We start from the raw sequence: 25,536 nt of genomic DNA, 5'->3' as shown, positions 1-25,536 counted from the left end.
AATCTAATTAATCATTATGTAGTGTATGAAACTGACATTTTTGTTTTTTATTACTAAATTACAAAATTATCACTCAAATTTATAGACAAGAATTTGACTTCTTGTTCATTATTTTTTTGTATTGAATATTTAAGATTAACATATTCGGTTTACAAAGATTATTATCTTTACAAACTTACTTCATTTTTTAAAGATCTTAACTTAACCTCTCTCGGTCAAATTGGACGGGAATTATAATAGGATTTTTCTCAGTTGTCAAGAGCTATACGCTTAAATGTCGCTTAAATTTTGGAAATTGTTCTTATTTACCTTTTATTTACCAATTTTATATACTATAATATCTAACTTAATAAGATTTATTAAGTAAAAAAGGTTATAAAACTATAATATAAAAAGGAAGGGAAATGTACAACAGAGATTATTTAACTAATAAATCGTCTGAATATTCACAAGAATCATCTCAAGCATATTTAATGAGCTTTTTAAAAGCTACTTATCAATTGTTTGCTGGTTCACTTTTAGCTGCTACTGCTGGTTCATATATAGGGCTTGGTATGGTTAATATTTTAATGGGTCCTATGAAATGGGTTTTATTTGCAATTGAAATTGCTTTAATATGGTTTGTAATTCCAAGAGTTAAACACACTCCAGGTGTAAACTTAGCTGTTTTATTTGTATTTACATTTATTACAGGTCTTACAATTGCTCCTCTTTTAGCATCAATTTTTGCAATGGCTGATGGAGCTGCTATCGTTGGTCAAGCATTTTTAATGACATCTATTGCATTTGGTGCTATATCTATGTTTGCTATGACAACTAAAAGAGATTTTAGCTCTATGGGTAAATTTTTATTCATTGCTTTAATTATTATGATTGTTGCTGGTATTTCAAATATCTTTATTCAATCATCAATGATGCAATTAATGATCGCTAGTGCTGGAGCTTTAATTTTCTCTGCATTTATTTTGTATGATACACAAAATATAATCAAAGGACATTATGATTCTCCTGTTGAAGCTGCTCTATCTTTATATTTAGACTTCTTCAACTTATTTATATCACTTCTTCAAATTCTTGGTATAGCTAAGAATAATGAATAAGGAATAAAGAGGCTATAACAGTCTCTTTATTTAATAAAATATATGAATAATAACACTTACAGAATAATAGATGCAAACCTTAATAGATTAAGAGAAGGAATTAGAGTTGTAGAGGATGTTTTTAGATATATCTATAATGATAAAGAACTTTCTACAAAATTAAAAAATCTAAGACACCTTTCAAGAGTTGAAAATTTTTATGAAATTTTAGCTTCAAGAGATGTTCAGAATGATGTTCTAAGACAATCAATTAAAAGTGAACAAAATAGAGATGATTTAAACTCAATTTTAATAGCAAATTTTAAAAGAGCACAAGAAAGTGCAAGAGTTTTAGAAGAGTTATTGAAACTTTATTCAATCAAAGATAGTGAAAACTTTAAATATATAAGATATGAACTTTATAATTTAGAAATTGTTTTAACAAAAATAACTTCAAATTCTAAATAGTTTATATTGTACTCTTTATAAAGCTTTTTAGCTTTCTCATATGGTAGTTCACTACTTCCACTAACACCTGATTTTTTTATATAATCAAAAAGTTCTTTTTTGTTAGAGAATTCTAACTTATATAGTATTGTTTCAAATTCACATTTAAAATAAGTAGAAAATGCTTCTTTAATACTATTTTCATCTAAAATAGGAGATTTTGTAGCTGTAATATTTTGAATTGTTTTAAAAGTATTTGATGTAAAAAGTACTGCATTTATCTCTTTCGTTATTTTTGATAAATTTTCTACTACTTTTTTTAAATCTCTTGACCACTGCAAAGCAGAAGATGATATAACCATATCAAAATTTTTATCTTTTATTTCATTAAAAAATTCAACACTATCAAAATTAAAACACTTAATTTCAAGATTTTTTACTTTTGGATGAAGATTACACATCTCTTGAGAACCATCTATTGCCAAATATTTATCGAATTCCCAATTTACATTTGCAAAAATTTGCCCACTTCCACAACCTAATTCTAAAATTCTCTTTGGTTTTGATTTTAACTCTCTAACCAATGACTTTGCGCAAATTTGTTGAATAATATTATAAGACTTATATTCATTAGCATATTTTGAGAATTGATTTCTTTGTTGCATTTATCTCTTCGATTTAAAATTTTAAGTTTTATTTTAGCTAGTTTTTAATAAGCATTCGATAAAATAGAAACCATTTTTTAAAAAGGAATATAGATAATGACATCTACACTTTTAATAGTTCAATTTGTTTTAGCAGTACTTATTGTAATCGTAGTGCTTCTTCAAAAAAGCTCAAGTATGGGATTGGGAGCATATAGTGGAAGTAATGAATCACTTTTTGGAGCAAAAGGTCCTGCTAATTTTTTAACAAAAGCAACTATGTTTTTAGGATTAATCTTTGTATTAAATACTCTTTTCTTAGGGTACACATATAATCAAGAGAGAAATAAAAGTGCTATTGATTCAGTAAAACAAGAGTCTTTAATACCGGCTAGCCCAGTAACTCCTGCTCAATCTGCACCAACAGCTCCAGTTGCACCAACAACTGAAAATAAAGCTCCTGAGAGTAAATAATTAAAATAATATGAAGTATTTATTACTTCTTTTCTTTTTACCTTTGTATCTACTAGCAGATGCAAAGGTTTTTGTTTATCATAGATTCAATGATTCAGAACATCAAAGCACTAACACTAGCTTACAAGAATTAAAAACACAATTTGAATATTTTAAAAAACACAATTATGAAGTTGTAGCTTTAGGAAAAATTCTAAATAAACTAAAAAATGGAGAAGAAATTCCTTCAAATTGGGTTGCTTTAACTATTGACGATGCATATAAAAGTTTTTACGAAAATGGTTTAAATCTTTTCAAAGAATATGCTTATCCATTTACACTTTTTGTATATATTGAAGCAACAAATAGCAAATACAATGACTTTATGACTTGGGATGAACTAAGGGAAGCAAAAAAATATGGGGATGTAGAACTTCATTCTTATTCACATAAATCCTTAGTTAAACTTTCAAATCAGGAGATTATAGAAGATACTAAAAAAGCTATTGAAATTTTTGAAAAGAATATGGGATATAAAGCAAAAATTTATTCTTATCCTTTTGGTGAATATGATGATAGAGTACAAAGTGAGATAGAAAAATTTGATTTTATCTCTATACTAGATCAAAATAATGGTTCAATAAATTCAAAAAGCAATATTTTTGATATAAATAGAATAGCCTTAGTTGGAAATGTAGATATAAAAGAGAAAATAAAATATAAAACTTTAGAAGTTGAATGGATTGAACCAAAAGAATATCCTAAAAATGGTATTTTACAAACTATAAAAGCTAGGGTTAATCCTGAGATTAAAGAAGCTAAAGTATTTGTCTCAACTTACAATTGGCAAGATGTAAAAGTAAATAATGGTATAATAGAAGTTAAATTAAATAAGAAGTTGAATTTAAATAGAAGTAGAGTTGCTATAAGCACTGATTACTACACTATTTCCAACAAATTACTAATCAAATAAAGGAGAATTTTTTATGTTGAATGAAGTTTATTCACAAACAAAAGAGCAAATGGAGAAATCTATTGAATCTTTAAAAAGAGATTACAAAACTTTACGAACTGGTAAGGTAAGTGTAAATATTTTAGATAACATCAAGGTTGATTACTATGGAACAATGACTGACTTATCTCAAGTTGGTTCTGTATTAGCAACTGATGCTACAACTATTACAATTAGTCCTTGGGAAAAAAATCTTTTAGGAACTATTGAAAAAGCTATTCAAACTGCGAATATTGGTGTAAATCCAAATAACAATGGTGAAGTAATTAAACTATTTTTCCCTCCAATGACAGTTGAGCAAAGACAAGAAACTGCAAAGCAAGCTAAAATTATGACAGATAACGCAAAAGTAGCAATTAGAAATATTAGACAAAATGCTAACACAAAAATTAAAAATATGCTAAAAGATAAAGAAATCACTGAAGATGATAACAAAAAAGCACAAGATGAGATTCAAAAAATCACTGATGGTTTTGTAGCAAAAGCTGATGAAACTTTAAAATCAAAAGAGAAAGAAATTTTAACGGTATAAATATGAATATAGAACAAATATATAAAGATGCTAGTGCTTTACTTGAAGGGCATTTTAAACTAAGCAGCGGTAACCATTCAAGATTTTATTTACAAAGTGCAAAAGTTTTAGAAGATCCAAAAACTGCAAAAGTTTTAGCTGAAGCACTGGCTTTAGAGATTAAAAAATCTGGTATTAAAATTGATGCTGTTTGTGCACCTGCACTTGGTGGATTAATTGCTGGATTTGCACTTGCAACAGCTTTAGATGTAAGATTTATCTTTGCAGAAAGAGCTGATGGAGAAATGACAATTAGAAGAGGTTTTGAAGTAAAATCTGGTGAGAAATATCTAGTTTGTGAAGATATTATAACAACTGGAGGAAGTGCTTTAGAAGCTGCTAGAGAAATTGTAAAAGGTGGAGGAGAAGTTGTTGCTTATGCAGCTCTTGCAAATAGAGGTTTCTGCCAAAGAGTTGGAAGTTCTATTGAAAGAAAAGATAACTGTAAATTACCACTTGATAAACCGCTTTTTGCACTTGAAGATTTTGCATTTGAAATGTATAGTCCTGAAGATTGTCCTATGTGTAAAGAAGGAAGTATAGCTATTAAACCTGGAAGTAGAGGGAACTAATGGCTAAATGGAGAGATGTAAAACAAAATAGAGGGAATGAAGATAAAACTAACTCTAACACAGTTTTACAAAACTCTTCAAAATATATGTCTTCGAAACTATCTTCAAGATTCAAAGCTTTTTTAACAGATACTTTTTTAATTACGACTCCAATTTTGTACATAGTTATCTATCTTGTTATGGGTAGTGGTCAAGAATTTGCTGAGAATAGAACTCTTGGTTGGGGAATTATATTTGCTATTCATTTTATAATCATTGCTATTTTTTGGCTAAAAAACGGTCAAACTCCTGGATTAAAAGCTTATGATTTAAAACTTGTAGATAACAAATCATTAGCTAGAATTTCTGTTTTACAAGTAATTATTAGATATGCGGCTACATTAGCTTCTGTAATTTCAATATTCTTTATGTTTACCCCTTATATAAATAAAGAAAGAAAAACTTTCCAAGATATACTATCAAACACAAAAATTATAGACTCCTAAATGCTATTTTTTAATCTATCTGCATTTTACTTTTTCTATTTTGCAGCAACTGGAATTTATGTAATATTTTTACCGAAAGTTCTAAATGATATTGGATATTCATATTTTGATATTGGAATAGTACTAGCAATTGCCCCTCTTATGAGATTTGCAGTACCTTTTTTATTTTTAAAACATATCAAACTTGATAATAAGATATTTATAGTTGCTTTAATAACTTCAATCGTTGGTGTTTCATGCTTTTATCTAACACTTGAACACTTCTTCTTGTTTTTGTTAAACAATGCAATATTAGCAGCTGCTTTATCACTTATTTTACCTTACCTAGAAGTAATTGCCATATCAAACTTAGGAAAAGAAGGATATGGAAAATCAAGACTTTTTGGTTCTATTGGTTTCATGGCTATTGCTATTGTTTTAGCAAAAGTTTTAACTTCTAGCTTTATTGCTATTCATTTTTATTTAGTTGTAATTGTTTTAACTGCTATTTTTTCTATAGTCCTTTTAAAATATGAAGTAAAAAATGAAATTGAAACTCCAGATAATAAGAAATTCTCATTTTTTAAATATTTCCCATTTTGGTTAGCTCTATTTTTTATGCAATTTAGTTTTGGAGGGTTTTATAATTTTTTTACAATATATGAAACTGACCATGGAATGAGTCTTGAGATGACATCATATTTATGGGCTTTTGGTGTTATTTGTGAAATTTTAATGCTCTATTTTCAAGCCCCTATATTAAAAAAGAATTTAGAAAACTTAATAAAAATTTGTTTAGCAATAACAGCATTTAGATGGTATTTATTATATCTTTATCCTAATTCTCTTGAGATTGCTTTCTTCACTCAAAGTTTACATGCATTTTCGTTTGGATTATTTCACACAGCATCAATTATGTATTTATACAGTTTATATGAGAATAAAAAATTGGCTCAACAATTTATGTATGGTTTTGCATATGGATTAGGCGGTTTTTTAGGAGCATTAGTTGCTGGTAAAACTTACGGAGAGAATCTATTTTTATACAGTGCAATATTCGCAATGCTTGCCTTTATTGCAATGTATTTTATAAAAAAAGATAATTAAACCAAAGAATTATATTTATCTTATATCCACTTACTCTTTTTAAATATAAAAAACTGAAATGTAACAACAAATAATAAAACTATAGTAAAAATATAAAATGCATTTTCATTTTCTGCACCTGGAATTCCACCAACATTTATACCTAAAAGTCCAGTTAAAAATGTCAGAGGTAAAAAAATTGCAGAGATTATAGCCATAATATACATTTTACTATTTAGTTCTTGGCTAAGATTATTTACAAGTTCATCTTGAATTAACATAATTTTATCTCTAATAGTATCCAACTCTTCAATATGTCTTATTAATTGGTCATTCGTTTCTCTTAACTCTATCTTTTGATATTCATTTAACCATGAAATTTTTTCGTTATAAAGTTTTATTAAAGCTTCTTTTTGTGGACTAAGATATCTTTTTAATATAATAATTTCTCTTCTAATATTTAGAATTTCAACTCTTTGATTCTTTTTTATAGATTCTAAGATGCTATCTTCTAATAAATCACTTCTATCATGAATTTTATCTATAACACTATCAATTCTATCAATCATTTTGTATGTAAGTTCAACTAAAAATTCTGAAGGACTTTTTATTCCAACTCCTTTTTTTAACTCGTCAATCATCTCAATAACTGATAAAATAGTTCTTCTACTTGTACTTATTATCATATTTTCTGATATATACAATCTTATAGATTTCATATCTTCTGGTTTTGAATTAGGATCTAAATTTACACCTCTTAAAGCAAGAAGTAAATTATCACCTAAAACTATTGTTCTAGGTCTAGTCTCATCAACCAATAATGCATCAACAGCTATATTATCTATACCACTCTTTGTACTAATCCACTCTATTGCTTCTGCTTTTGTATAGTTAAAATGTAACCACAAAAGGTTATCATGTTTCTTATAATTATCAATTTCATTAAAAGCTATCTCTTTAGCAGACCCCTCTTTATCTAGTACAAACCCTATAAAATCTATATTTTTCATCCACTATCCTATTGTGTATACTATCTCTTTTTTTAATTTCTGTTCTTTAATTTCAACAATACTCAAATTTTCTATTTGTAAATTTAATAATTGTTCAAATGTTTTTATATTTTTTAAAGCAAGTAGTTTTAAAATCTCTCCCCTATAAGCTTTTGCAAAATGACTTACAACTTTTCCTTCTTTTATAAATTTCATTGTTAAGTAAGGCTTTTTTATAGTATAAAATTTTTCGTAAAATCCAGCTCTTAAATCTAATATATCTTCATCTAGAAGATAATTATCTAAGGTTTGGCTAAAATTATCACTATAAAACTTATCAATTTTTAGATTTTCAAAACTTTCACCCTGTTTTAACTTATAATCTGGAATCTTATCATCAGCTTTAATAACCCCAAAAATATTAGAAAATATTAGTGTATTTTCATCTATATATTTTTGTGCAGATACTTCCAAACTATTATAATTTAAATAATCATAAGCAACTCCTTCATATCTTTGAATTGCTTTCATTATTGGACTTTTAAAAATATCTTGTTTATATTTTTCAATTACTTCAATTTTTTTTGTTCCAAAAAGTTTTTCCAAATCATTATTTGAAGCATTTTTTAAATAATTATTGTATTTTTCTAAAATTTCTAATCTTTTTTCAAAAAGTTCTGGAAATATAAAACTATTTTTATCAATACACTTAATATCCCCTCCGCCAATTTTTGTCTCACTTGGAGAAAAAAGTATCTTCATTATTATCCTTAAATCTATTCTACTTACAAACCTTATATAATAAAGGTTTACGAAAACTTATTATACAATTTAAGGTATAAAACGTCTATTTTAACTATACTAAAAGCCTACTATTAAAAAGAATTAATACATCTTCAAATCTAAAACTTTTAGTAAATACTATCTATATTGGAACAATATGAAAAAATTTAATTTAAAACAATACATTTTTATAATCCTTGGTTCTTTTTGTTTATCATTTGGAACAGTAACTTTTTTATCTCCAAATGAGATTATTACAGGTGGAGGAATTGGTATATCTTTATTGCTCCATACAGTATTTCCATCTATTACTTTAGGTATTTTTATGGCTATGGTTAGCATTCCTTTTTTAATACTTTCATATATATATTTTGGAAAATACTATTTATTTAAAACTTTTATTGTTGTTATTTTACTATCAAGTTTTACAGATATTTTAAAAGAAGTTATAAAAATTAATGCAATTACACATGATATTTTATTAGCTGCAATTTTTGGTGGAATATTTATTGGTTTAGGTATTGGATTAATTATAAAAGGTAGAGCTTCAACAGGAAGCACATCAGTTATTGGAGAAATCGTTGCAAAGAAAACAAAGTTTAAAGCAGCAGAAGTTTTACTAGCTATTGATGCAATAATAATGTTTGCATCAATTTTTGTTTACAATGATATTGATAAATCTCTTTATAGCTTACTAAGTGTTTATGTAGGAATGAAAGTTCTTGATGTTTTACTTACAGGAAGACCTTCTAAAAAAATAGTAAATATACTATCAACTAATATTGAAGTTTTAAAAGAACAAATAAGAGAGAGAATTGAAGAGCATGGAACAATTCTAAGTGGGATTGGATTGCATCAGGGACAACAAAAAACTGTAATATATGTTGCAGTTGATGTAAGTAAAATTGAACTTTTAAGAGAATTAATTAGAAAATATGATCCAGATGGTTTTATGATTATTGCAGAAGCTTCAGAATTCTTAGGAAGAGAGAATAGTATTTAAATAATACTATTCTAATTGTCTAAAAACTCTCCATCTACATATAACCATAAACCATTCTCCTTTATAAATCTACTTTTTTCTATAAAAGATACATCTTTTTTATTTTGATAAAGTGTTGCTTTAAATGTAACAAAACTTTCTATATCTGCATCTATAAAATCTAAAATTTCTAATTTATCAAAAATTGTATCTGATGAAAAAAGCTCTATTTCCTTTTTCCAAATTTCAGTATTTATGGAGTAATCAATATTATCTTTATGTGTTGTTTTTATAATATAATCACTCTTTTTAAAAGCATATGCACTAAATCTAGATTTCATAAGTTCTAAAGCATTTGATGGATTTTTTATATTATCATGAAAAATTTTACAGCACTTCTTATATTTTATTAAACTTCCACAAGGACAAAGAGAATTCACGGTAAGTTTCAAAATCTTCCTTTAATTTTTGAAAGATTTTATCATAAATTTACAAACTAAAGAGATTTCACTTTAGTTTGTAATTAAAAGATTAGAATTTAAGTTTATTTTGAAGTTTACTATCTAAATCATTTACTTTGTCATCTATTTTTTTATTTACTTGTTTAGATGGCTCTTCTTTTAATTCAGTAGCTTTTTTTGATATATAATCTTTTTCTTTTACATCATTTTGAACATTTTCAACTACACCATCTCCAAAACCTTTTATATTTTTTAAATCTTCAGGTTTTGAAATTTTATTTAATTTTCTATATTCAATAATCTGTTCAGCTTTTTTCTCACCAATACCTTTTATACTCATAAGCTCTTCTTTAGAAGCAGTTTGAAGGTTAACTGCACCAAATAATAAACTACCACTTAAAGCCATAATAGCTAAAATATTTCTCATTTACACTCCTTAAAAATAATGTAAAAAATTATATTATAACTTTATAATTTTAGTAAGAGGTAATAAATTTTTTTAATTCTTCATGTTTTAGTATTTTTATAGAACCTTTTTCATTTTCAATAATTTCTGCTTTTTTAAGTTTTGCTAACTGTCTTGAAAATGTTTCTGGTGTTATATTTAAAATTTGTGCGATTTTTACTTGCCTTAAATTTTTTAGTATCTCTTCATTTTCATATAAAAATTTAGCAATTTTTTCCATACTATTTAGTGTTATGTTGTAATTTATGAAATTTTCTAAAAATTTTATTTTTTTTGTAAGTGATTTTATAAAAAACATTGTAATTTCTGGTTTTAATAAGAATTCTTCCTTGAATTTTTTGTAATCAATCAATAACACATCTGAATCTGTTTCAAATGCACAATTTGCTAAAAAATTTATCTCCTCATAATTTACTATTTCTGCTATTAATGATGGTCCCATTAAATTATGAATTACAACTTCATTATCTTTAAAATCGTGAGTGTATAGCTTAACAATCCCTCTAATTAATAAATGTAAATATTTCGATTCTTCACCTTTGTAAAATAATATTTCGCCCTTTTTATAACTTTTTTTAAAACTTATATCTTTTAACCTTTTTAAATCTTCTTCTTTCAAAAAACTAAAAAAAGCATAATCATCATTTCGTTTAGCTCCTGATGTCATTTTTTCTCCTTCATTGATATTTATCAATTTTATATTAATGATTGTATGTAAATATGCTATAAAATAAAGTAAAAGAAACAAAATGACAAATGATAAATTTGAAATTGAGATAAATACGCTCAAAAAATTTTATGAATTATACTGTAGAGATAAACATACAAATCAAGAATCAAAATTAGAACTTTTAAATTACAAAAATCAAAAGTACTTCTTATTATTAAGTTTATGTACGGAGTGTTATAAGGCTATATCTTACTCATTTAATAAATTAAAAGATTGTCCTCATGATATAAAACCAAGATGTAGAGCTTGCCCTACTCCCTGCTATGAAAAAGAAAAATGGAAAGAAATTGCAAAAGTTATGAAATATTCAGCTATTAAATTATCTCTTGGAAAAATAAAATCAAGAGTTATGAATCTGTTTAATTAAGTTACCAAATAATTTCTTTTTTATTCAATGTTTTTAAAATATCATTCGTTTTTGAGAAGTGTTTGCAACCAAAAAATCCTCTATATGCACTAAGTGGACTTGGATGAGCTGATGAGAGTATATGATGTCTATTTTTATCTATTAAATTGCTTTTTTTAATTGCTGGGCTACCCCACAATAAAAATACAATATCATTACAATTCTGACTGATATATTTAATAATATTGTCTGTAAATATTTCCCATCCTAATTTCTGATGACTTCCAGCTTTTGACTCTTGAACAGTTAAAACAGTATTTAAAAGTAATACACCTTGCTCTGCCCAAGTTGTTAAATCTCCATTTTCACAAACAGATTTTCTTCTTAAATCACTTTCTATCTCTTTTAAAATATTTTGCATTGATGGTGGATTTTTTATATTTGAAGGTGTCGAAAAAGCTAATCCTTGAGCTTGACCAACTCCATGATAAGGATCTTGTCCTAAAATTACTACTTTTAAATTATCTAACTTTGTTAAAGTAAATGCTTTAAAGATATTTTCTTTTTCTGGAAACACTATTGTTTCCTCATATTTTTTATCTATTTCATTTTTTAAATTTTTATAATAATCTTTTTGCTTTTCTAAAGCTATTACTTCTTCCCAAGTCATTTTTATCCTTTTAAATAAAAAAAGCTAAGGCTATAAAAACCTTAGCTTTAAAATATATCGTAAATTCTAAAATTATAAAACTGGAGATTTTATAACCATCATTTTTTGATTTTGCATTTCTGCCATAGAATCAGGAATTCCACCTAAACCTAAACCAGAAGTTTTAGCTCCACCAAATGGCATCCAGTCAACTCTAAATGCTGTATGATCATTTACCATAACTGCTGTTGCATTTAAGCTTTTAACTGCTATTAATGCTGTATCAATATTTTTTGTAAATACTGCTGCTTGGAAAGAAACATCTAATTGATTTGCTCTTGAAATTGCTTCATCTAACGTTTTATATGAATATACAACTACAACTGGTCCAAAAATCTCTTTTTGAGAAATAATCGCATCATCAGATGGGTTAAGAATAACAGTTGGTTGGAAACATGAATCAGAAATTCTTTTTCCACCAGTTAAAATTTTTCCACCTTTAGTAACTGCTTCATTAACCCACTCTTCAACTCTATTTACTTCATTGTGATTAATTAATGGTCCAACTTCAGTTTTAGGGTCTAATTGATTTCCTACAACTAATTTTGAAGCTTTTTCAGCAATTTTAGAAGCTACTAAATCTGTTATTGATTCGTGTACAAAAATTCTTTGAACTGATACACAAACTTGACCTGCATGGTAGAATCCACCTTTTACAAGATCTGGAATCATGCTTTCTATATCTGCATCTGGCTCAACAATTACAGGAGCAACTCCACCATGCTCTAGTGCACTTCTTGTTCCTGGTGATGATTTTGAATTTAAGTACCAACCAACTGGACCTGAACCAATAAATGTAAAGAATGCTGTTTTTGGAGAAGTTACTAATAACTCACCTGCATTTCTATCACAAACAACTGCTTGCGCCCAACCTTTTGGCAAACCTGCTTCTTCTAAAATTTCTACTAGTCTAATTGCACTCATTGGAGTTTGAGTTGCTGGTCTAATAATAACTGGACAACCAACAGCAATTGCAGGAATTACTTGGTGAACTGCTAAGTTAAATGGGTGGTTAAATGCAGAAATTGCAGCAACAACACCTATTGGTTCTTTCATTGTATACGCCATTCTATTTGCAGAACTTACAGTATGACCCATAGCAATTTCATGTCCTTCTTGTAATCCAATTTGCTCAATAGCAATTTTAATTCCATTTATAGCTCTTTGAATTTCAACTTTTGAATCAATATATGGTTTCCCACCTTCGCTTGCACAAAGAATTGTAAGCTCTTCAACTTGAGAAGACATAATTTTCATTACATTTTCTAAAATCTCAATTCTTTTATATTTTGGTAACCAATTAGCTCTATCTAAAAAAGTTTTATGTGCTAAATCTATAGCTGCCTCAACTTCTTCGTAACTGTTAAATTTTACAGTTCCAACTACTTTTCCATCAAATGGTGATGTAACTTCAATAGTACTCATTATATTTTCTCCTTTGAATGTTTTAAATTAAAAAAGGGGCTTTAAATTTAAAGCCCCTTTGAAATGATATTTTTAATTATATCATACAAGTTTTTTGAGGTAATAACTCATTTAAAATTGCATGATTTAAAGAGTAATCAACAGCAAGATCAATTAAATGAACTCCTTTACCATTAACACATTCTTTTAATGTTTTTTCAAATTCTTCTACTGATTTTGGTCTATAACCTTTAGCTCCGTAAGATTCAGCATATTTAACAAAATCAGGATTTCCAAGATCTAGTCCAAATGACTCAAATCCCATACCAGTTTGTTTCCATTTAATCATTCCGTATGCATTGTCATTTAAAATGATTACTGTTAAATCAAGACCTAATCTTACTGCAGTTTCCATCTCTTGAGAATTCATCATGAATCCACCATCACCACAAACACTTACAACTTTTTTATTTGGGTTAATCATTTTAGCCATCATTCCTGAAGGTAATCCTGCTCCCATTGTTGCTAATGCATTATCTAATAATAATGTATTTGGTCTAGCACATCTATAGTTTCTTGCAAACCAGATTTTGTAAACACCGTTATCTAAAGTTACAATATCTTCAGCATCTAAAGTTTGTCTAATTGCTCTTACTGCTCTTTGTGGTAAAATTGGGAATCTATTATCACCAAAATATTTAGATAATCTTGTTCTAATTTCATCTGCTAATCTTGTATAGTAATCAAAATCCCAGTGAGCTTGAACAGTGATTTTATCTGTTAATTTTTTAATATTTCCAGCTATATCACCAACAACGTCCATTTGTGGGAAATACGTATCATCTACTTCTGATGGGAAGAAGTTAACGTGCATAACTTTTGTTGCACCCTCTTTGTTTGACATAAAGAATGGTGGTTTTTCAATAACATCATGTCCAACATTAATAATTAAGTCTGCTCTATCAATAGCACAGTGAACAAAATCGTCTTTTGATAATGCAGCAGCACTTAAACACATTGGGTGGTTTTCATCAACAACACCTTTACCCATTTGAGTAGAAAAGAATGCCATACCAGTTTTATTTACGAAATCTGTTAATGTAGTTCCGATTCTTGTTCTATTAGCTCCAGCTCCAATTAATAATAATGGTCTTTTTGCTTTTTCAATCATAGCAACTGCTTCAGCAATTACTTCATCAACAGCAACAGGATATTTTACATTGTGTACTGGATAAATAGTTGTATCTGCATCTACGTGCTCATCTGCAATATCTTCAGGTAATTCAATATGAACAGCACCTGGTCTTTCAGTTGTAGCAATTTTAAAAGCATCTCTTACAACAGAAGGAATGTTGTGTGCATTTACAATTTGTTTTGCAAATTTAGTCATTGGTCTCATCATTCTAACGATATCAACGATTTGGAATCTACCTTGTTTAGATTTTTTGATTGGTTTTTGACCTGTAATCATCATCATTGGCATTCCACCAAGTTGTGCATAAGCAGCACTTGTAGCAAAATTTGTAGCTCCAGGGCCAAGAGTTGATAAACAAACTCCAACTTTTCCTGTTAATCTTCCATAAGTTGCAGCCATAAATCCTGCACCTTGCTCATGTCTTGTTAATATAAGTTTGATTTTTGATTTTCTCATAGCTTCTAAGAAATCTAAGTTCTCTTCACCTGGAACACCAAAAATGTACTCTACACCTTCGTTTTCTAATGCTTTTATAAATAAATCTGATGCATTCATCTTTTTTTACTCCGTTTATTATGTTTTACTAAATGACTATATTCAAAATATGTAAATTTTGTAATTTTAAATACAAATATTTATCATATTCGATAAACATTTGATATTATAACCATATTCAAACTATACTTTATATAATATTAATTTTATTTTGCAAACTGCTCTTTTTTAGTTAACAAAAAGTTACACTTTTTAAATATGTCCCAATTAATGGCTTTTCTTTTCTACACATAGATAAACTATTTTGTTACGTAACATCCCATAATTTGATTTTGAAGATTTTATTATTTTTCGATAAACTACATAAAAAAGGATAAAAATGAAAGATAAAATTAGTTTGATTTTTGATTTAGATGGAACCTTGTTAAACTCTATAGAAGATATTGCAATTTGTATGAATGAAGTTTTGAAAAGTTTAAATCTAAAATCATATGAAATTGATGAATATAAATATTTTGTTGGTCATGGTATTGATATATTAGTTGATAATGTACTAAAAGACAATACTTCACTTAAAGATGAAGTTTCAAAAAGATTCAAAGATTTATATGAAGATAATCTTCAAACAAATACAAAACCATATGATGGAATTATAGAACTTTTGGATGAGCTAGTAAAAATGAACTGTAATTTAGCAGTTTTATCAAACAAGCCTCACGAAATGACAAGAAAATATGTGAGAGAGATTTTCGGAAATTATCCATTTATTGAAGTACATGGGCAAAAAGATGACATTCCAAAAAAACCTCATCCTGTAGCAGCTATAAATATAGCAAAAGCTTTAAACTCTGAGTATGAAAAAATCTATTTTGTTGGAGATACAAAAGTAGATATGCAAACTGCAAAATCTGCAAATATGAAATCTATCGGAGTTTTATGGGGATTCAGAAATGAAAAAGAGCTAAAAGAACATGGTGCAGACTTTATTGTTTCAACTCCATTAGAAATCTTAGAAATTATAAAAAAATATTGACAAATAGATTTTTTGGTTATATAATGATTTCGCAACATTTTATTAAAAAGGATTAAATTATGTCAAGCGTAGTAAAACAATTAAAACAAATTCAAGCCGATGCAAATGCACTATATATAAAAATTCACAATTATCATTGGAATGTAAAAGGTATGGATTTTCATCCTGTCCACTCATACACTGAGGGACTTTATAATGAAATGTCGGTTTTATATGATGATGCAGCGGAAAGAGCAATCATCTTAGGAGAGAAACCTTATTTAACTATGCAAGAATTAATTGATGCTACAAAAATTGAAACTGAAACTGCTGATAGTTTCAAATCAAAAGAGATTGTAGAAAAAATTGTAAAAGATTTTAATTATCTTTTAAACTCTTTCAAAATGTTAAGTGATTTAGCTTCAAACTCTGGAGATAAAGGAACTGAAGCTTTTGCAGATGAAAAAGTTGCAAAACTTGAAAAAGATTTATGGATGCTAAATAGCATGCTTAAATAAATAAAAAGAGGAGTTATTATCCTCTTTTTGTTACAATCTTCCAAATTATATTAAACTATTTTAAATCCACTTTATTTAGTCATTCCAAAGAGTATCAATGAAAAAATCTATTAACCATGTATATTTAATTATATTAATTTCTGTTTTATCCTCTGTTGCACCTATGGGAGTTGATACTTACTTACCATCTATTCCTGAAATTGCAAAATATTTTGATGTAAATATACATAAAATTGAACTATCTTTATCAATTTTTTTGATAGGTTTTGCAGTAGGACAAATTTTTGGTGGACCAATATCTGATAGATATGGAAGAAGAATCGGTTCTATTGTTGGACTTATTGGTTATGCATTTTTTAGTTTCTTAATAATTTTTAGTTCAAATATATATGAATTATGGGTTTATAGATTTTTAGAAGCATTTTTTGGAGGAATCACTGTTGTAAATGCAGCTGCAGCTGTAAGAGATAGATTTAAAGGACAGGAAGCTGCAAAAGTATTTTCTTTAATTGGAATAGTAAGAAGTTTAGCCCCACTTTTAGCACCTGTATTTGGTGCAGCAATTATTCACTTTTTCCCTTGGGAAGGTATCTTTATATTTCTTACAATTTATGCCCTACTAGTTGCTTTTTTTGTTTATAAAGATTTACCCGAAAGCTTTACAAAAACAGAACAAAATATCATTGAATCATATAAAATAGTTCTTTCAAACTTTACAGCATTAAAAGCTATGTTTGTTTTAGCACTTAGTTTTGGAGGTTTTTTTATTATCATCTCAAGAACTTCATTTATATACATTGAATATTTTAAAATATCAACTGACCTATTTCCATTGTTTTTTGGGATAAATTTCATTATTTTAATGCTCATGATAAAAGTAAATGTAAATTTACTAAAAAAATATAAAGCTCTCGATATAACAAAATTTGCATTACTATTTCAAATAATAGTTGGGATAATTTTCTTATTAGTTCATAAAAATATAACTCTAACTTTTGTAGTAATAATAATTGCATCTTACATGAGTATGATGGCGTTTATTTTTGGTAACTGCATGGCTATGGCTCTTGAACATTTCTCAAAAAATGCTGGAGTTGCTAGTGGAGTTATTGGAGTGTTACAATTTGGTCTTGGAGCGATGATATCTTCTATTGCTTTAAACTTTGAAGATAGTGGTTTTTTTGTGATTGCTTTTAGTATTACAATAATTTCTATTGTAAATTTTCTGATTTTAAAAACATATAGAGCTTGATTTAGATATCAAGCTCAAAAAACTCTTCACAAACTTTTTGATATTTTGCTACTGAACAAGAAATTTTTACAGCATTTGGATAGTCTTTAAACTCTTGTAAAAATAATTTTTTTAATTTATCAACTTCTGCTGTTCTAAATATAAAAAAACCTAAAATTTCATTTTTTCTTTCACCAGCTTTTTCTATTCCAAAACTATCAAACTTCCAATTTACACCTCTTGAAAAGAAAAAAACTTCACTAATTCTTTTTTCAAGTTCATCTCTAACATTTTGATTAAACTCTTTTAAATGTATATAAAATGCAACATTACAATTATATTCAGATTGCACCAAATTATCTAATATTTTATTCATTTTCTACCTTAAGCATTTATTTATTGTTATGTTATCAATATTTGGCTACAATCTTTCTTGTATGAATGCTAACACTGGATTTTGGCATGTTAAATTTTTTAAAATCGAGATTCTCTTTAAGAGGAACCGTACTATCACTTTTTTTTGTTATTGCCTTATTCTTAATATCCGTTGTAGGTATTCAATTATTCTATTTTAGTAAAAAAATATCTCTTGAAATTGTTGATTTAAAACTTCATGGACTAACTCAAAATATTTCTAATGCTATTCAAAATGATGAAAATTCAAATTTTGACACAATAAATATGTTAAGTTTAATGAATGACAAGGCTTCTAATTTAGATTTATATGTAAATGTTCTCAAATCTCACCCTTATATTTATGGTATTTATTCAGGATATGAAGATGGAAGTTTTTTTCAAGTTATAAACCTAAATGCTCATGAATCATTAAAATCTTTTTACAATGCAAAAGAAGAAGATAGATGGTTAAAAATAGAAATACAAAAAAATAGCAAAAATAAAAAAGAGATAGTCTTATTAGATAAAGATTTAAATGTAAACTCTACAAAAATTGAAGAAACTAATTTTGTTCCAAAACAAAGACCTTGGTATAAAGATGCCTTAGTCTCTAACTCGCCAATTAAAACGGATCCTTATAAATTTTATAGTGTTGAGTCTATGGGATTTACTTATGCAAAGAAATTTAATGGTAATAATGTAATAGCATTAGATCTACTTAGTAATTATTTTGGCCATATATCTACAGATCACATTGAAAATAATTATATGGATTTATTTTTATTTAATGAAGATGGATTAGTTATCTATTCTTTAAATAATAATTTATCAATTTTTAACGAATTTTATAAATTAAATAAAAATTTTGATAAATTTCATGAAGCACAAATCATAAAGCTAAATGAAAAGAAATATATAGTTCAAATAAATAAAATTAAATCAGATTATGAGTATAGTTATATTGCAATATTCTGTGAATATGATAAAACTATAAATAATTATGGAAATCAAAGTTTATCACTAATTTTTATTTTTGGATTAACTACATTAGTTATTTTTCCTATAATAATCTTATTTTCAAATATGATTATTAATCCTATATATGAACTTGTTAGTCAAATTAATAAAATAAAAGATAGAAGATATGAAGGAATAGTTGATATAAAAGCTTCAACTCTTGAAGTAAATCTTCTATCAACAGCTTTTAGCCAAATGGCAAAATCAATTCATAAATATCAAAACTATTTAGAAAAAATTGTTGAAGAAAGAACAAAAGAATTAAAAAAGAAAAATGATGAATTAGAAAAATTATCTATCACAGATAAATTAACAAATCTTTATAATCGTACGAAACTTGATGAAGTTTTAAATGCAGAATTTAATAGAAGTAAAAGATACGATTTAAATTTTTCTGTAATTATGCTGGATATTGATTTCTTTAAAAAAGTTAATGATAACTTTGGGCATCAAGTGGGAGATGATGTTTTAATTGAAGTATCAAGAATTGTAAAAAGCTATATTAGAATTACAGATACTCTAGGTCGTTGGGGAGGAGAAGAGTTTTTAATTATTTGCTCAAATACAGATGCAAAAGGTGCAAAAATTTTAGCTTCAAATATAAATCAAGCTGTAAAAATCCATAAATTCTCAAGTTACCCTAATAAATTAACAGTTAGCCTAGGAGTTGCCACTTATTATAATAATTTAGTAAAACCAGAAGATATAATTTCAAAAGCAGATAAAGCTCTATATGAAGCAAAAAATAGTGGTAGAGACAAAGTTGTAGTATTTAATAACTATCTTTAATATTAAAATTTGGTTAATAAAGTTATCATAAAATACACAAATTTTTTATTTAAGGTAAATTAATTGAAATCTGTTAAGACTACTTTTTTACTGTTTTTTATAACACTTTTTCTAAGTTCATGTGAACAAAAAGATCAGACAAATACAAAACCTAAAAATCAAATACCTATTGAAGTTGGATTTATAAATCCTAAAAAAGAGCCCGTAAATTTAGAAATAGAACTTATAGGAAGAGTAAAAGCAAAAGAGCTAGCTCTAATTCGTCCACAAATTAGTGGAATTATAGAAAAACAACTATTTGCTGATGGAAGCTTTGTAAAAGAAGGTGATGTTTTATATAAAATTGAGAATTCTACATACAAAGCAAATGTAAACCAAGCACAAGCTCTTTTAAGTAGTGCAAAAGCAAACCTAATGAGTAGTGAAGCAAAAAGTAAAAGAGCCGATGAGCTTCTAAAATTTGATGGGATTTCAAAACAAGAATATGATGATATAAAAGCCTCTTATATGCAAGCAAAAGCTTTAGTTGAACAAAGAGTTGCTGAACTTGAAAGTGCGAAAATAGATTTAAATAGATGTGAAATAAAAGCACCAATTAGTGGATTTATTGGTATTTCTAATGTAACTGTTGGTGCATTAGTAAATGCAAATCAAACACAAGAACTAGTAAATATAAGAGATACTAAAACTGTTTTTGTAGATTTAACTCAATCTTATAATGAAATATTAAATTTAAAAAATATTATAAACTTACAAGATAATATTGAAGTAACTTTGAGTTTTGACAACGGTTTTGTTTATCCAATAAAAGGAAAACTTGAAGCTAGAGAATTAAATGTTGATGAAAGTAGCCAAACAGTAATTTTAAGAGCTATATTTGAAAATCCAAATAATCTTTTACTATCAGGAATGATGACAAAAGCAACTTTACAAAGCCAAAAAAAAGTTGATGCTTTTTTAATACCTCAACAAGCTGTATTAAGAGACCAAAAAGGAAATCCTATAATTACGCTTATCACAAATGAGAATAAAACTATTCAAAAAGTGATAAAAATACAAAGAGCTATAAATAACAAATGGTTAGTTCTTGAAGGATTGGACCCTAATGACAAAATAATTGTCGAAGGATTAAATAAAATAAATAGTAGAAGTGTAGTTATCCCTAAAGATTTAAGTACACAGTATAAAGATTAGAAAATGATTGCTAAGTTTTTTATTTTTCGTCCAATTTTTGCTTGGGTAATTTCGCTTATTATTATGATAAGTGGAGTTATAAGTCTCTATATTTTACCAATTGAGCAATACCCTGATATTGTTCCACCTCAGATAAATATAAATGCTTCTTATTCAGGAGCAGATGCTAAAACTGTTGAAAATAGTGTAACTCAAATAATAGAACAACAATTAACTGGACTTGATGGCATGCTATATTTTTCTTCTAGTTCTAGTTCATCAGGAAATTCAAGAATAAAAATAACTTTTAGTCAAGAAGTAGATGCTGATATTGCACAAGTTCAAGTTCAAAATAAAGTAAATCAAATCCTATCAAGACTTCCTGAAGATGTGCAAAGACAAGGAGTAAGAGTATTTAAATCTCAAAGTGACTTTTTGATGATGGCAAGTATTTATGATTCAAATAATCTTGCTGATAAAACAGATATTAGTGACTTTTTAGTAAGTAACCTTCAAGATAGTATTTCAAGGATTGAAGGTGTTGGAGATGTTCAAGTTTATGGTGGACAATATGCTATGAGAATATGGTTAGACCCATATAAACTTGAAAAATATAATTTAATTCCAAAAGATATTGAAAATGCTATAAATGCTCAAAATTCTCAAGCAAGTGCAGGAAGACTTGGAGCAATGCCAACAGTTGATAATCAACAACTATCTGTAACAGTAACAGCTAGAAGTATGTTCCAATCTGTGCCTGAATTTGAAAATATTGTTCTAAAATCAAATTTAGATGGAAGTAGTGTAAAAATAAAAGATGTAGCAAGAGTTGAAATAGGTGCTCAAAACTACAATAATGTTACAGCATTAAATGGTTACCCATCTTCTGGTATATCTATTCAACTTGCAAGTGGAGCAAATGCTGTTGCAACTTCAAATAGAGTAAAAGAGTTTCTAAAAGAAGCTGAAAACATACTACCTGAGGGTTATAAAATTGCCTATCCTAGAGATACAACTCATTTCATAAAAGCATCAATAAATGAAGTTGTAAAAACTTTAATTGAAGCAATTATTCTTGTAATTCTTGTAATGTTTTTATTTTTAAAAAATCTAAGAGCCACAATAATTCCTGCAATTGCAGTACCTGTTGTTCTTTTAGGAACTTTTGCAATTTTAAATATATTTGGTTACACAATAAACACTCTTACTATGTTTGCTTTAGTTTTAGCCATAGGACTTTTGGTTGATGATGCTATTGTTGTCGTTGAAAATGTTGAAAGAAATATGAGTGAAAAAGGTTTAGATGCAAGAGAAGCAACTATTCTTTCAATGAATGAGGTAACAGGTGCACTAATAGGAATAACAACTGTTTTATCTGTAGTATTTTTACCTATGGCATTTTTTAGTGGATCAACAGGAATAATTTACAGACAATTTTCAATTACAATTATTTCATCTATGATTTTATCTGTAATTGTTGCTCTTACTTTAACTCCTGCTTTATGTGCAACTATTTTAAAACCTCATAAAGAAAAAACTAGTGGTTTTATCTTCTGGTTTGATACTAAATTTGAGAACTTCACACAAAAATATAAAAATCTAGTTCAAAAAACTTTAATCGTACCAAAAAGATGGGTAATGTTCTATCTAATAATAGTTATATCTTCTGCATATATATTTATAAAACTTCCAACTAGCTTTTTACCAAAAGAGGATCAAGGAAGTTTAATGGTTCAATATACCCTTCCTGTTGGAGCAGTTGCTTCAAGAACTGTTGATGTAGCAGATATTGTTAGAGACTATTTTATGACAGAAGAGAGTGCTGCTTTAAATACTATATTTACAATTTCTGGGTTTAGTAGTAGAAGTAGTGGACAAAATGTTGGAACTGCTTATGTATCATTAAAGAATTGGGATTTTAGAGATAAAAATAACCATGTTGATAAAATAAGTCAAAGAGCCACAAAAGCTTTTAATGACCCAAACAGTAAATATTTCGTAAGAGATGCTAGAGTATTTACTATAAATCCTAGTGTTATTCAAGGTTTAGGTTCAAGCGATGGTTTCGAATTTCAATTACTTGCTAGTTCAAATCTATCAAGAGAAGAGTTAAGAGAAGCAAAAGATAAAATAATCGAAGAAGCTACTAAAAATCCAAAAATAAACTCTGTTAGAGCCGATGGAACAGAAGAATCTCCTCAACTAAAAATATCTTATGATACAAATAAAGCTTTAGCTTTAGGGATTAATCTAAAAGATATAGATACAACACTTAGTGCTGCTTGGGGTGGAACTTATGTTAATGACTATATTGATAAAACTAGAATAAAAAGAGTTTATATTCAAGGTGATGCGCCATTTAGAACAGCTCCTGAAGATTTGTATAAATGGAAAGTTAGAAACAGCAATGGTTCAATGACTCCATTTAGTGAATTTAGCTCTTTTTCTTGGGTTTATTCTCCAGAAGAACTTACTAGATTTAACGGTTTCATGTCTTATGAAATTCAAGGAAGTGCTGCGGCTGGAATTAGTTCTGGGGATGCTATGAATGAAATGGATAAAATATCAACTAATGTAAATAGTGGACTAATGCATGCATATAGTGGAGCTTCATACCAAGAAAAACTTGCAAGTAATCAAAGTTTGATTTTATACTCTATTTCTATTTTAGTTGTATTTTTATGCCTTGCTGCACTTTATGAAAGTTGGAGTGTACCTTTCTCTGTTCTTTTAGTAGTACCTTTAGGAGTTTTTGGAGCTGTTTTAAGTATATATTTTAGAGATTTAAGTAACGATGTATATTTCCAAGTTGCTCTCTTAGCAGTTATGGGACTTGCTTCAAAAAATGCAATTTTGATTGTTGAATTTATAAATAGTGCATATAAAGATGGTATGAATTTAATTGAAGCTGCAATTACTGGAGCAAAATTAAGATTAAGACCAATTGTTATGACTTCTTTAGCATTTATTGCAGGAATCATTCCTCTTGCTATATCCTCAGGAGCTGGAGCAAATAGTAGAATTGCAATTGGAACAGCAATTTTAGGTGGAACTATAAGTGCTACCATACTTGCTATATTTTTTGTACCATTATTCTTTGTAATAATTAAAAAGATATTTTCAAAAGAGGTGAAAAATGTTTAAAAAATCCCTAAGTCTTACATTTTTTACTCTTTTTTTCAGTTCTTGTGTATCAATGGCACCTAATTTAGAACTAAGTAATGATGACTCTATTCCAAAGAATTTTAAAAATTATCAACAAATAGATGAAAAATCAGATATTAGTTTAGATAGTTTTTTAATTGATGAAAACTTAAAATCTATTGTAAATCTTGCTTTAGAAAATAATAAAGATTTAAGAATTGCTCTTTTAAGAGTTGAAGAATCAAAATCTCTTTATAGGATTGAAGAATCAAATTTGTATCCCAAAATAGATGCAAATGGTAGTTTTTCTAGAGACAAAAAAGAAGAAATTATAAAAAACAACTATAAAGCATCGGTTGGAACAGTTTTTGAACTTGATTTATTTGGGAAAAATAGAAGTTTAAATGACGCAGCAAAAAATAGTTTTTTTGCTACTCAATATGCTTTAAACTCTACAAAACTAGCTTTAATTTCACAAACAATAAACTCTTATTTAAGTTTAGCTTCGAATCTTGAAAATCTTAATTTACAAAAAGAGATAAACAAAAATTTAAGTAGTGTTTATGAGCTTACTCAAAAGAAATTTAATGCAGGAGTTATAAATAAAGAGGATCTACTATCTAGTCTTGCTATCTTAAAAGAGAGTGAAAATCAAATTATAGTTTATGAAAATCTTGTCCAAATAGATATAAATTCTCTTGAATTACTAATTGGTTCAAATTTAAATGAAAACTTAATTCCAAAAAATCTAAAAAAAGATGATAGTTATTTAGCTCTTTTAAAATCTGGAATTAACTCTGATATTCTTTTAAGTAGACCAGATATTAAAGAACTTGAATATAAATTAAGAGCAAAGAATGCAAATATTGGTGCAGCACGTGCTACTTTTTTTCCTAGTATTAGTCTAACTGCAAATACTGGATTTGCAAGTTCAAGTTTAAATAACCTATTCTCAAATCCAAATAGTTTCTGGCAGTTAAGTCCTTCTATAAATATTCCAATATTCAATGCTGGTGAAAATAGTGCAAAACTAGATTTGAGTAAAACTCAAAAAGAGATAGCATTAAATGAGTATCAAAAAGGTATTCAAACAGCCTTTAAAGAGGTAAATGATGCTTTAATTGTAAGAAAAAATATATACACTAAATTAGAAAATCAAAAAGAACTTACAACTACTGTTGAAGATGCTTATAAAATTGCGTTAAACTCTTATAAAATTGGTTACGGAAGTTATTTAAATATGTTAATTGCTCAAAAAGCTTACATTAATTCTCAAAAAGCTTTAGTACAAACTTACTTAGAAGAGTTAGAAAATAGAGTTGAGATTTTTAAAACTTTAGGTGGGAATATAGATTAAGTGGGATTTAA

Annotated in this window: 26 protein-coding genes and 1 pseudogene; 17 read left to right on the top strand and 10 right to left on the bottom strand. The window is 27.3% G+C overall.

Translation table 11 applies throughout. The features are described 5' to 3' along the window. Nucleotides 1-404: 404 nt before the first annotated feature. On the top strand, nucleotides 405-1,100 hold the full coding sequence (locus ACBT_RS00260; protein WP_024775720.1) for a Bax inhibitor-1/YccA family protein: 696 nt from the start codon (nucleotides 405-407) through the stop codon (nucleotides 1,098-1,100). A 42-nt stretch (nucleotides 1,101-1,142) separates the two neighbouring features. Next, nucleotides 1,143-1,547: a hypothetical protein gene (locus ACBT_RS00255; RefSeq protein WP_024775721.1), complete on the top strand. Its 405-nt coding sequence runs from the start codon at nucleotides 1,143-1,145 to the stop codon at nucleotides 1,545-1,547. Here the strand turns inward: ACBT_RS00255 and ACBT_RS00250 are convergent. Beyond that, complete coding sequence (locus tag ACBT_RS00250) at nucleotides 1,499-2,191, bottom strand: methyltransferase (protein ID WP_024775722.1); 693 nt, start codon at nucleotides 2,189-2,191, stop codon at nucleotides 1,499-1,501. The two genes, ACBT_RS00255 and ACBT_RS00250, sit on opposite strands and share 49 nt — an antisense overlap. Nucleotides 2,192-2,287: 96 nt before the next feature. Between ACBT_RS00250 and secG the strand changes: the two are divergent. The 6 genes and pseudogenes from secG to ACBT_RS00220 all read left to right on the top strand — a co-directional run. After that, nucleotides 2,288-2,635: pseudogene (gene secG, locus ACBT_RS00245) on the top strand (preprotein translocase subunit SecG); the annotation flags it as partial. A gap of 19 nt (nucleotides 2,636-2,654) precedes the next feature. Then, nucleotides 2,655-3,596, top strand: coding sequence for a polysaccharide deacetylase family protein (locus tag ACBT_RS00240; RefSeq protein WP_024775724.1), 942 nt, complete (start codon nucleotides 2,655-2,657; stop codon nucleotides 3,594-3,596). A 13-nt stretch (nucleotides 3,597-3,609) separates the two neighbouring features. Further along, nucleotides 3,610-4,167, top strand: a complete 558-nt coding sequence (gene frr / locus ACBT_RS00235; protein ID WP_024775725.1) for a ribosome recycling factor — start codon at nucleotides 3,610-3,612, stop codon at nucleotides 4,165-4,167. A 2-nt stretch (nucleotides 4,168-4,169) separates the two neighbouring features. Continuing rightward, entirely contained in the window at nucleotides 4,170-4,778 is a 609-nt protein-coding gene (gene pyrE / locus ACBT_RS00230) for an orotate phosphoribosyltransferase (RefSeq protein WP_024775726.1), read from the top strand. After that, a complete protein-coding gene (locus ACBT_RS00225) occupies nucleotides 4,778-5,263 on the top strand; it encodes an RDD family protein (RefSeq protein ID WP_024775727.1) in 486 nt (161 codons plus the stop codon). Before pyrE ends, ACBT_RS00225 begins: the two co-directional genes overlap by 1 nt. Next, the gene (locus ACBT_RS00220) at nucleotides 5,264-6,349 is read left to right on the top strand and encodes an MFS transporter (protein ID WP_024775728.1); all 1,086 of its coding nucleotides are present in this window, start codon (nucleotides 5,264-5,266) and stop codon (nucleotides 6,347-6,349) included. 20 nt (nucleotides 6,350-6,369) lie between these two features. Here ACBT_RS00220 and ACBT_RS00215 read toward each other — a convergent pair whose 3' ends face one another. Beyond that, a complete protein-coding gene (locus ACBT_RS00215; RefSeq protein WP_024775729.1) occupies nucleotides 6,370-7,338 on the bottom strand; it encodes a zinc transporter ZntB in 969 nt (322 codons plus the stop codon). A gap of 3 nt (nucleotides 7,339-7,341) precedes the next feature. After that, on the bottom strand, nucleotides 7,342-8,079 hold the full coding sequence (locus tag ACBT_RS00210) for a YaaA family protein (RefSeq protein WP_024775730.1): 738 nt from the start codon (nucleotides 8,077-8,079) through the stop codon (nucleotides 7,342-7,344). A 178-nt stretch (nucleotides 8,080-8,257) separates the two neighbouring features. On the opposite strand from ACBT_RS00210, the gene ACBT_RS00205 reads away from it, so the two are divergent. Then, on the top strand, nucleotides 8,258-9,103 hold the full coding sequence (locus tag ACBT_RS00205) for a YitT family protein (RefSeq protein ID WP_024775731.1): 846 nt from the start codon (nucleotides 8,258-8,260) through the stop codon (nucleotides 9,101-9,103). Nucleotides 9,104-9,114: 11 nt separating this feature from the next. On the opposite strand, the gene ACBT_RS00200 is transcribed toward ACBT_RS00205, so the two are convergent. From ACBT_RS00200 to ACBT_RS00190, 3 genes are all read right to left on the bottom strand, one after another. Further along, on the bottom strand, nucleotides 9,115-9,534 hold the full coding sequence (locus ACBT_RS00200; RefSeq protein WP_024775732.1) for a YchJ family protein: 420 nt from the start codon (nucleotides 9,532-9,534) through the stop codon (nucleotides 9,115-9,117). Nucleotides 9,535-9,613: 79 nt separating this feature from the next. Continuing rightward, on the bottom strand, nucleotides 9,614-9,970 hold the full coding sequence (locus ACBT_RS00195) for a ComEA family DNA-binding protein (protein WP_024775733.1): 357 nt from the start codon (nucleotides 9,968-9,970) through the stop codon (nucleotides 9,614-9,616). Nucleotides 9,971-10,019: 49 nt separating this feature from the next. Then, nucleotides 10,020-10,676, bottom strand: coding sequence for a Crp/Fnr family transcriptional regulator (locus ACBT_RS00190; protein ID WP_024775734.1), 657 nt, complete (start codon nucleotides 10,674-10,676; stop codon nucleotides 10,020-10,022). 82 nt (nucleotides 10,677-10,758) lie between these two features. Here ACBT_RS00190 and ACBT_RS00185 point away from each other — a divergent pair, with 82 nt between their 5' ends. Beyond that, a complete protein-coding gene (locus ACBT_RS00185; RefSeq protein WP_024775735.1) occupies nucleotides 10,759-11,106 on the top strand; it encodes a nitrous oxide-stimulated promoter family protein in 348 nt (115 codons plus the stop codon). Between the two features lies 1 nt (nucleotide 11,107). Here the strand turns inward: ACBT_RS00185 and ung are convergent, their stop codons facing one another. The 3 genes from ung to ACBT_RS00170 all read right to left on the bottom strand — a co-directional run bounded on the left by ung (nucleotide 11,108) and on the right by ACBT_RS00170 (nucleotide 14,948). Then, on the bottom strand, nucleotides 11,108-11,755 hold the full coding sequence (gene ung / locus ACBT_RS00180; RefSeq protein WP_024775736.1) for a uracil-DNA glycosylase: 648 nt from the start codon (nucleotides 11,753-11,755) through the stop codon (nucleotides 11,108-11,110). A gap of 72 nt (nucleotides 11,756-11,827) precedes the next feature. Beyond that, nucleotides 11,828-13,219: an aldehyde dehydrogenase family protein gene (locus tag ACBT_RS00175; RefSeq protein ID WP_024775737.1), complete on the bottom strand. Its 1,392-nt coding sequence runs from the start codon at nucleotides 13,217-13,219 to the stop codon at nucleotides 11,828-11,830. Between the two features lie 76 nt (nucleotides 13,220-13,295). Further along, nucleotides 13,296-14,948: an acetolactate synthase large subunit gene (locus ACBT_RS00170; RefSeq protein WP_024775738.1), complete on the bottom strand. Its 1,653-nt coding sequence runs from the start codon at nucleotides 14,946-14,948 to the stop codon at nucleotides 13,296-13,298. Between the two features lie 319 nt (nucleotides 14,949-15,267). On the opposite strand from ACBT_RS00170, the gene ACBT_RS00165 reads away from it, so the two are divergent. The 3 genes from ACBT_RS00165 to ACBT_RS00155 all read left to right on the top strand — a co-directional run bounded on the left by ACBT_RS00165 (nucleotide 15,268) and on the right by ACBT_RS00155 (nucleotide 17,670). Beyond that, the gene (locus ACBT_RS00165; RefSeq protein WP_024775739.1) at nucleotides 15,268-15,921 is read left to right on the top strand and encodes an HAD family hydrolase; all 654 of its coding nucleotides are present in this window, start codon (nucleotides 15,268-15,270) and stop codon (nucleotides 15,919-15,921) included. A 59-nt stretch (nucleotides 15,922-15,980) separates the two neighbouring features. Then, nucleotides 15,981-16,418: a Dps family protein gene (locus ACBT_RS00160; RefSeq protein ID WP_024775740.1), complete on the top strand. Its 438-nt coding sequence runs from the start codon at nucleotides 15,981-15,983 to the stop codon at nucleotides 16,416-16,418. Between the two features lie 97 nt (nucleotides 16,419-16,515). After that, complete coding sequence (locus tag ACBT_RS00155) at nucleotides 16,516-17,670, top strand: multidrug effflux MFS transporter (protein ID WP_084031361.1); 1,155 nt, start codon at nucleotides 16,516-16,518, stop codon at nucleotides 17,668-17,670. Between the two features lies 1 nt (nucleotide 17,671). Here ACBT_RS00155 and ACBT_RS00150 read toward each other — a convergent pair whose 3' ends face one another. Next, nucleotides 17,672-18,025, bottom strand: a complete 354-nt coding sequence (locus ACBT_RS00150; RefSeq protein ID WP_024775742.1) for a hypothetical protein — start codon at nucleotides 18,023-18,025, stop codon at nucleotides 17,672-17,674. Between the two features lie 86 nt (nucleotides 18,026-18,111). Here ACBT_RS00150 and ACBT_RS00145 point away from each other — a divergent pair, with 86 nt between their 5' ends. The 4 genes from ACBT_RS00145 to ACBT_RS00130 all read left to right on the top strand — a co-directional run bounded on the left by ACBT_RS00145 (nucleotide 18,112) and on the right by ACBT_RS00130 (nucleotide 25,525). Beyond that, nucleotides 18,112-19,851: a diguanylate cyclase gene (locus tag ACBT_RS00145; protein WP_034218768.1), complete on the top strand. Its 1,740-nt coding sequence runs from the start codon at nucleotides 18,112-18,114 to the stop codon at nucleotides 19,849-19,851. A 63-nt stretch (nucleotides 19,852-19,914) separates the two neighbouring features. Then, a complete protein-coding gene (locus ACBT_RS00140; protein WP_024775744.1) occupies nucleotides 19,915-21,045 on the top strand; it encodes an efflux RND transporter periplasmic adaptor subunit in 1,131 nt (376 codons plus the stop codon). A 3-nt stretch (nucleotides 21,046-21,048) separates the two neighbouring features. Next, nucleotides 21,049-24,168: an efflux RND transporter permease subunit gene (locus tag ACBT_RS00135; RefSeq protein WP_024775745.1), complete on the top strand. Its 3,120-nt coding sequence runs from the start codon at nucleotides 21,049-21,051 to the stop codon at nucleotides 24,166-24,168. Next, nucleotides 24,161-25,525: a TolC family protein gene (locus tag ACBT_RS00130; protein ID WP_024775746.1), complete on the top strand. Its 1,365-nt coding sequence runs from the start codon at nucleotides 24,161-24,163 to the stop codon at nucleotides 25,523-25,525. The genes ACBT_RS00135 and ACBT_RS00130 overlap by 8 nt, the downstream gene beginning before the upstream one ends. The last annotated feature ends 11 nt before the right edge of the window (nucleotides 25,526-25,536 follow it).

It is taken from the genome of Aliarcobacter cibarius (assembly GCF_013372265.1).
Taxonomy (GTDB): domain Bacteria; phylum Campylobacterota; class Campylobacteria; order Campylobacterales; family Arcobacteraceae; genus Aliarcobacter; species Aliarcobacter cibarius.
The sequence above is the reverse complement of the archived record's forward strand: the minus strand, read 5'-3'. Positions and strand labels throughout refer to the sequence as shown.